Source organism: Cupriavidus sp. 86D6 (assembly GCF_057815095.1).
On the sequence record NZ_JBYPSB010000050.1, the window covers coordinates 1 to 643 of the forward strand.

General features: G+C 59.6%; 1 protein-coding gene. It reads left to right on the plus strand.

What is annotated here, in order from left to right; genetic code table 11:
• The coding region (locus AC3G88_RS29425; protein WP_488894494.1) for a beta strand repeat-containing protein at positions 1-643 on the plus strand (643 nt) is incomplete at both ends.

Here is a 643-nt window from a genome sequence, read left to right on the forward strand (position 1 = left end):
TATTTCCGGCAATACCACCGATGGGACTGGTGTTGATAATGGCAACGGCACCATCAACACCGGCGGTAACGGCTCGACGAATATCTCGGGCAATACCACCAATGGCACCGGCGTTGACAACGGCAACGGCACGATCGACACCCAGGGCAATGGCTCGACCAACGTCTCGGGTAATTCGACCAACGGCACCGGGGTGGACAACGGCAACGGCACCATCAACACCGGCGGCAATGGCTCGACGAACATCTCCGGCAATACCACCGACGGCACCGGCGTCGATAACGGCAACGGGACCATCAACACTGGTGGCAACGGCTCGACGAATATCTCGGGCAACACCACCAATGGCACTGGCGTTGACAATGGCAACGGCACGATCGACACCCAGGGCAATGGCTCGACCAACGTCTCGGGTAACTCGACGAACGGTATCGGGGTGAACAACGGCAACGGCACCATCAACACCGGCGGTAACGGCTCGACGAATATCTCGGGCAATACCACCAATGGCACCGGCGTTGACAACGGCAACGGCACGATCGACACCCAGGGCAATGGTTCGACCAACGTCTCGGGTAACTCGACCAACGGTACCGGGGTGAACAACGGCAACGGCACCATTAACACCGGCGGCAATGGCTCG